Source organism: Micromonospora sp. I033 (genome assembly GCF_053890995.1).
Genome location: NZ_JBSSLX010000269.1, coordinates 1 through 6,923, shown reverse-complemented (window position 1 = coordinate 6,923; position 6,923 = coordinate 1). Strand labels below are relative to the sequence as shown.

At 75.5% G+C, this 6,923-nt stretch carries 5 protein-coding genes; 3 read left to right on the top strand and 2 right to left on the bottom strand.

The genetic code is table 11. The features are described from left to right. On the top strand, positions 1–2,164 hold a 2,164-nt coding region (locus ACW0Q9_RS27865; protein WP_456186290.1), incomplete at its 5' end, for a bifunctional polysaccharide deacetylase/glycosyltransferase family 2 protein. 19 nt (positions 2,165–2,183) lie between these two features. Here the strand turns inward: ACW0Q9_RS27865 and ACW0Q9_RS27860 are convergent. Further along, entirely contained in the window at positions 2,184–2,348 is a 165-nt protein-coding gene (locus ACW0Q9_RS27860) for a hypothetical protein (RefSeq protein WP_456186288.1), read from the bottom strand. A 63-nt stretch (positions 2,349–2,411) separates the two neighbouring features. Here ACW0Q9_RS27860 and ACW0Q9_RS27855 point away from each other — a divergent pair, with 63 nt between their 5' ends. Continuing rightward, the gene (locus tag ACW0Q9_RS27855) at positions 2,412–3,353 is read left to right on the top strand and encodes a threonine ammonia-lyase (RefSeq protein WP_456186286.1); all 942 of its coding nucleotides are present in this window, start codon (positions 2,412–2,414) and stop codon (positions 3,351–3,353) included. Positions 3,354–3,381: 28 nt separating this feature from the next. Here the strand turns inward: ACW0Q9_RS27855 and ACW0Q9_RS27850 are convergent, their stop codons facing one another. Continuing rightward, positions 3,382–5,475: a S9 family peptidase gene (locus ACW0Q9_RS27850; protein WP_456186292.1), complete on the bottom strand. Its 2,094-nt coding sequence runs from the start codon at positions 5,473–5,475 to the stop codon at positions 3,382–3,384. 158 nt (positions 5,476–5,633) lie between these two features. Here ACW0Q9_RS27850 and ACW0Q9_RS27845 point away from each other — a divergent pair. After that, on the top strand, positions 5,634–6,923 hold a 1,290-nt coding region (locus tag ACW0Q9_RS27845), incomplete at its 3' end, for an FAD-binding oxidoreductase (RefSeq protein WP_456186284.1).

Here is a 6,923-nt window from a genome sequence, read left to right as displayed (position 1 = left end):
GGCGCAACACCGGCAAGCCGAGCAGGACGCCGGGCAAGCCCTGACCATGGCGCGACACGTTGCCCGCCCCGACCCCCGGGCGCACTGGGTGCTGCTCCTGCTGGGCGTCGTCGCCCTGCTCGCCGCGTTGAGCTTCCACGGCCTGGTCAGCGCCGTCGGCGGCGGCTCCGGCCCGGACGAGGCACCCGCCTCGGCCGCGCCGCGCGCGGTCGCCACCGGCGGGCCGGTGCTGCGGCTCGACGGCCCCACGCCGGTCAGCCGGCGGCTGCCGGCGCGCACCCTGGCGCTCACCTTCGACGACGGTCCCGACCCCCGCTGGACGCCACAGATCCTCGACGTGCTGCGCCGGCACCACGCCCACGCGACGTTCTTCGTGGTCGGCGCCCGGGTGAACGAGCATCCCGAACTGGTCCGGCGGATCCTCGCCGAGGGGCACGAGATCGGCTCGCACACCTTCACCCACACCGACGTGACCACCGCTCCGGGCTGGCGCGCCGGAGCCGAGCTCTCCTGGACCCGCAACGCGATCGCCGGCGTGACCGGCCGCGAGGTGACGCTCTTCCGACCGCCCTTCTCGTCGACCACCGCGGCGACGACCGACGCGCAGTACCGGGCGCTGCGGGACGCCGCCGGAAGCGGCCACGTGGCGGTGCTCGCCGACCGGGACGCCAAGGACTGGCAGCGCCCCGGCGTGCCGGCCATCGTCCGGGCGGCCACCCCGCAGGGCGGCGCCGGCGCGGTGGTGCTGATGCACGACGGCGGCGGGGACCGCGGCCAGACCGTGGCCGCCCTGGACCAGTTGCTGCCCCGGCTGGCCGGAGAGGGCTACCGGTTCACCACCGTCTCGGCCGGGATCGGCGCGCCCGGGTCGATGCTCCCGGCCACCACCGGCGCCCGGTTGAGCGGCACCGCGCTGCGCTGGGCGCAGACCGGCGCCGACTGGCTGGCCTCGGCGATGAACCTGCTGCTCGCGGTGGCCCTGGTGCTCGGCGTGGTCCGCCTCGCCGTGCAGGTGGTCTGCGCCCAGCGCCACGTCCGCCGGGTACGCCGCCCGCGGCACCGGCTGCCGGAGGTGACCGCGCCCGTGTCGGTGATCGTGCCGGCGTACAACGAGGCCGCCAACATCGCCGCCACCGTGCGGTCCCTGGTCGCCAGCGCGTACCCGGCGCTGGAGGTGATCGTGGTGGACGACGGTTCCAGCGACGGCACGGCCGACATCGTCGAGCGGATGCGGCTGCGCGGGGTACGCGTCATCCGGCAGGCCAACGCCGGCAAGCCGGCCGCGCTGAACACCGGGATCCGGGCCGCCCGCGCGGACCTGCTGGTGCTGGTCGACGGGGACACCGTCTTCCAGCCGGACACCGTGTACCGGCTGGTCCAGGGCTTCGCCGACCCGACCGTGGGGGCGATCAGCGGCAACACCAAGGTGGCCAACCGGCGTCGGCTGCTCGGCCGCTGGCAGCACCTGGAGTACGTGATCGGCTTCAACCTCGACCGCCGGATGTACGACGTGCTGGAGTGCATGCCGACCATTCCCGGCGCGATCGGCGCGTTCCGCCGCGAGGTGCTGTTCGCGGTGGGCGGCGTGCCCGCCGACACCCTGGCCGAGGACACCGACCTGACCATGAAGGTGCTCCGGGCCGGCTGGCGGGTGGTGTACGAGGAGAGCGCGATCGCCTGGACCGAGGCGCCGTCGTCGCTGCGCCAGCTCTGGCGGCAGCGCTACCGCTGGTGCTACGGGACCATGCAGGCGATGTGGAAGCACCGGCACGCGCTGCGCGAGCCGGGCGCCGGCGGGAAGCTGGGCCGGCGCGGCCTGCCCTACCTGGCCGTGTTCCAGATCGTGCTGCCGCTGGCCGCGCCGGCCGTCGACGTCTTCGCCCTCTACGGGCTGATCTTCCTGCCCTGGTCCGAGCTGGCGCTGGCCTGGCTGGGCCTGCTCCTGCTCCAGGCCGGCACCGCCGCGTACGCGCTGCGCCTGGACCGGGAACGCTTCGGCCCGCTCTGGACGCTGCCGCTCCAGCAGCTCGTCTACCGGCAGGTGATGTACCTGGTGGTGGTGCAGTCGGTGGTGACCGCGGTGGTCGGCAACCGCCTGCGCTGGCAGCGGATGGTCCGCACCGGCGAGGCGGCGGCGCTGGTCGGCGGCGCGCCGGCGCGCTGACCCGGGCCGGCGCCGGCGGTCAGCGCGAGCCCAGCAGCCCGGCGGACCAGGAGACGGCCAGGCCGATCAGCGCCGAGCAGCAGCAGACCACCAGGGCGGAGGCGACCACCCCGAGGATCAGCCAGACGGGCGCCCGCCGGGCCGGCCCCGGCCCGGCCTCCGCCTGCTGCTCGTCCTCGCTCACCCGGGCAGTCTAGGCGCCGGGCGCGGGGCGGCGGGCGGTCCCGCGGCGCGGCAGGATGGGGCGATGGAGCTGGTCTCGATCGCCGAGGTCCGGACCGCCGCCGAGGACGTCGCGGGCACCGTGGTGCGTACCCCGCTGCTGCCGACGCTCTGGGACGACGAGCTGTGGCTCAAGCCGGAGAACCTGCAGCCGGTGGGGTCGTTCAAGTTGCGTGGGGCGACCCACGCGGTGGCGCGGCTGGCGCCGGCCGCCCGGTCCCGGGGCGTGGTCACCCACTCCTCGGGCAACCACGGCCAGGCCCTGGCGTACGCGGCCCGGGCGTTCGGCGTGCCGTGCACCGTGGTCGTGCCGGAGGGCGCGCCGCGGGTGAAGGTGGCGCGGATGCGGGCGCTCGGCGCCGACGTGCGGCTCGTCCCGCCGGCCCGCCGGCTCGCCGAGGCGGAACAGGTCGTGATGGACACCGGGGCGGTGCTGGTGCCGCCCTTCGACCATCCGCGGATCATCGCCGGGCAGGGCACGATCGGGCTGGAGATCGTCGCCGACCTGCCCGACGTGGACGTGGTGCTGGTGCCGGTGGGCGGCGGCGGGCTCTCCTCGGGCGTGGCCACCGCGGTCAAGGCGCTGCGCCCCTCCGCCGCCGTGGTCGGGGTGGAGCCGCTGCTCGCCGCCGACGCCCGGGACTCCCTCGCGGCCGGGGAGGTGGTGGTCTGGGAGGTCGAACGGACCTACCGGACCTGCGCCGACGGGCTGCGGACCAACCTGTCCGAGCTGACCCTGGCCCACCTGCGGGACCGGCTCGACGGCATCGTCACGGTGACCGAGGACGAGATCCTCGCGGCGACGGGGCGGCTGCTCCGCGAGGCCCGGCTGGTGGCCGAACCGAGCGGCGCGGTCGCGCTGGCCGCCCGGCTGTTCCATCGGGACGAGCTGCCGCCGGGGCGTACCGTCGCGGTGGTCACCGGCGGCAACGCCGACCCGCACGTGCTGGCCCCGCTGCTGGGCTGAGGGGCCGTGCGCCCCTCAGCCCAGGGGGTCAGGCGCGGCCCAGCCGGTCCAGGATCCAGGCGTTGACGAACGCCTCCTCGCGCCAGGCGTCGTAACGGCCGCTGGGGCCGCCGTGGCCGGCGCCCATCTCGGTCTTGAGCAGGTAGTCGCCCTGCGGGGCGACCGCCCGCAGCCGGGCGATCCACTTCGCCGGCTCGTGGTAGAGCACCCGGGTGTCGTTGAGGCTCGTCACCGCGAGGATCGCCGGGTAGGCCACCGCGGTCACGTTCTCGTACGGGGTGTACGACTTCATGTACGCGTAGACCTCGGGGTCGTCGAGCGGGTTGCCCCACTCCTCCCACTCGGTGACGGTCAGCGGCAGCGACGGGTCGAGGATCGAGGTGAGCGCGTCCACGAACGGCACCTGCGCGACGATCCCGGCGAACGCGTCCGGGGCCAGGTTGGCCACCGCGCCCATCAGCAGGCCGCCCGCCGAGGCGCCCCGGGCGACCAGCCGGTCGCTGGCCGTCCAGCCGGCCTTGACCAGGTGCCGGGCGCAGGCCACGAAGTCGGTGAAGGTGTTCTTCTTGGCCAGCAGCTTGCCCTCGTCGTACCAGCGCCGGCCCAGCTCGCCGCCGCCGCGGATGTGCGCGACCGCGAAGATCACGCCCCGGTCGAGCAGGCTGAGCCGGGCGATCGAGAACCAGGGGTCCATGCTCGCCTCGTAGGACCCGTAGCCGTAGATGACCGCGGGGGCCGAGCCGTCGCGCGGGGTGCCCGTGCGGCAGACCAGCGAGATCGGCACCCGGGTCCCGTCGTCGGCGAGCGCCCAGTCCCGGTGCTGCTCGTAGTCCGCCGGGTCGTACTCCCGCCCGTCCGGGCCGGGCCGGACCGGCTTCCGCCGGCGCAGCACCATCTGCCGCGTCACCAGGTCGTAGTCGTAGACCGAGTCCGGGGTGACCAGCGAGGTGTAGCGCAGCCGCACCTCGGTGGTGCGGTATTCCGGGTTGGCGTCGAGCCCGACGCTGTAGATCGGCTCGGGAAAGTCGATGTCGAAGCTGTCCCCGCCGCCGACCGGCAGCACCCGCAGCCCCGTCAGGCCGTTGCTGCGCAGCGAGACGACCAGGTGGTTCTCGAACGCGTCGACGGCCTCCAGCCGGGTGCCGGGGGTGTGCGGGATCAGCGGCGTCCAGTCGCCCGGCGCGTCCGCCGAGGTGTACGCCAGCGCGAAGTCCTCCGCGCCGTCGTTGTGCAGGATCAGGAAGCGGTGCCCGTGGTGTTCCACCGCGTACTCGACGCCCTGCCGGCGCGGCGCGATGATCGCCGGCTCGCCGGTGGGGTTGGCGGCCGGGATGACCCGGACCTCGCTGGTGATCTTGCTGTGGATGTCGATGACCACGAACCGCTCGGAGCGGGTCAGCTCGACACCCACCCAGAACCGCTCGTCGTCCTCCTGGTGCACCACCACGTCCGCACTGGACGGCGTGCCCACCGTGTGCCGCCAGACCCGGTTGGGCCGCCAGGCCTCGTCGACGGTGACGTAGAACAGTGTCGAGGCGTCGCCGGACCAGGCGGTGCCGTAGAAGGTGCCCGGGATCTCGTCGGGGAGCACCTCGCCGGTCGACAGGTCTTTGATCCGCAGGGTGAAGCGCTCGTCGCCGGAGAAGTCGGTGGAGTAGGCCAGCCAGCGCCCGTCGGGGCTGACGTCGAACGCGCCGAGGGCGAAGAAGTCGTGCCCCTCGGCGAGCCGGTTGCCGTCGAGCAGCACCTCCTCGCCGTCGAGCGGGGCGCCGTCCGCGCTGACCGGCGGCACGGTCTCGCCGTCGCGGACGGCCCGGCGGCACTGCACGCCGTACTGCTGGCCCTCGACCGTGCGGGTGTAGTACCAGTAGCCGTCCTTGCGGGTCGGCACCGACAGGTCGGTCTCCTGGGTGCGCCGGCGGGTCTCCTCGAACAGCTCCGCGCGCAGCCCGGCCAGGTGCGCGGTGCGCGCCTCGGTGTAGGCGTTCTCCGTGGTCAGGTAGGCGATCGTGTCCGGGTCGTCCTTGGCGGCGAGCCAGGCGTACTCGTCGACGACCGTGTCGCCGTGGTGGGTCCGGTCGGCCGGGACGCGCTTCGCGACGGGTGCAGGCGACGGCTCCAGGTCGCGGCGCGGCGATCGACGCGCCGAGCTGGAGTTGTCGAAAGTCTCGGTGGTCACGGCCGTCACGTTACCGGCCGGCGGGGGGCCGCCGTGGGTGCGCGCCGCCGGAATCCGGCGACGCGCCGCCAGGGCTTTCGAACATGTGTACGATAACCGCCATGGCGGCTGCAGCGCGTTCGACCGATCGACCAGGTGCCCTCGACATCACCCGGAAGCTGGCGGAGATCTGTGGCCGGCCGTTCGCCCGCTTCGCCGGCCCGGCCGACGAGGTGGCCGGGCGGACGGCCCGCTGGGTGGCCGTGCCGGGCGGCCCGCACGCCGCGGCCGAGGTGCTCCGGCTGGCCGCGGCACACGACCTGACCGTGGTGCCGCGCGGCGCCGGCACGAAGATCGACTGGGGGGCCGCCCCGGCGCAGGTCGACATCATGCTCGACACCGGCCGGCTGGCCGGGGTCTGGCACGAGCCGCAGGGCTCGGCGGTGGCCGAGATCGGCGCCGGCACCCCGCTGCGGGCGGTGCAGGCCACCCTGGCGCGCACCGGCCGGCGCCTACCGGTCGACGCGCCGTCCCCCGGTGCGACCCTCGGCGGGGTGCTGGCCGCCGACGAGGCCGGCCCGCTGCGGCACCGGCACGGCAGCCCGTGCGCCCAGCTTGTCGGGGTGCGCTACCTCGACGCCGACGGCGAACTGGTCAACGTGGGGGAGCCCGGCACGGCGCTGCTCGGCCGGGCCGGGCCGGCGCGCAGCGGCGGGGCGGCACTCCTCGGCGCGGCCGAGGTGCCGGGGCTCGACGTGGCCCGGCTGCTCTGCGGCTCCCAGGGCGGCCTCGGGGTGCTGGTCTCGGCAACCATGCGGGTGCAGGCCGTGCCGGCCGGCCGGGTTTGGGTGTCCCGTCCGGTGTGGACCCCGCTGGAGGTGCACGACCTGGTCCGGGCGGTGCTCGCCGCCCGGCTCGACCCGGCGGCCGTCGAGCTGGACCTGCCGGTCCCGGTGCCGCTGCCGCGCCGGCGGATCCCCGCCTCGCATCCGTCCGTGGCCGGTCGGCCCGACCACCCGGCGGTGACCGGGCGGCCGGCCCGGCCCGCCGCCGCGGGCAGCCTGGTGGTGCTGCTGGAGGGCGGTCCCGCCGACGTGGCGGAGCGGGCGGCCCGGCTCGCCGCGCTGCTCGGCCCGGAGGCCGTCGTCAATCACGCCGCCCCCGAGTGGTGGGGCCGCTATCCGTTCGCCCCCGGCGACACCGCGCTGCGGATCGAGGTGCCCATCAACGACCTGCACGCCGCCGTCTACGCGCTGCGCGACGCCGCCGGCACCCCGGTGCCGGTGCGCGGCTCCGCCGGGATCGGCGCCGTGCACGCCGCGCTGCCCGGCTCGCTGCCGCCGGAGCGGGTGGCCTCGATCCTCGCCGCCGTCCGGGGCGTGCTCCTGGCGCGGCAGGGCCGCTGCGTCGTG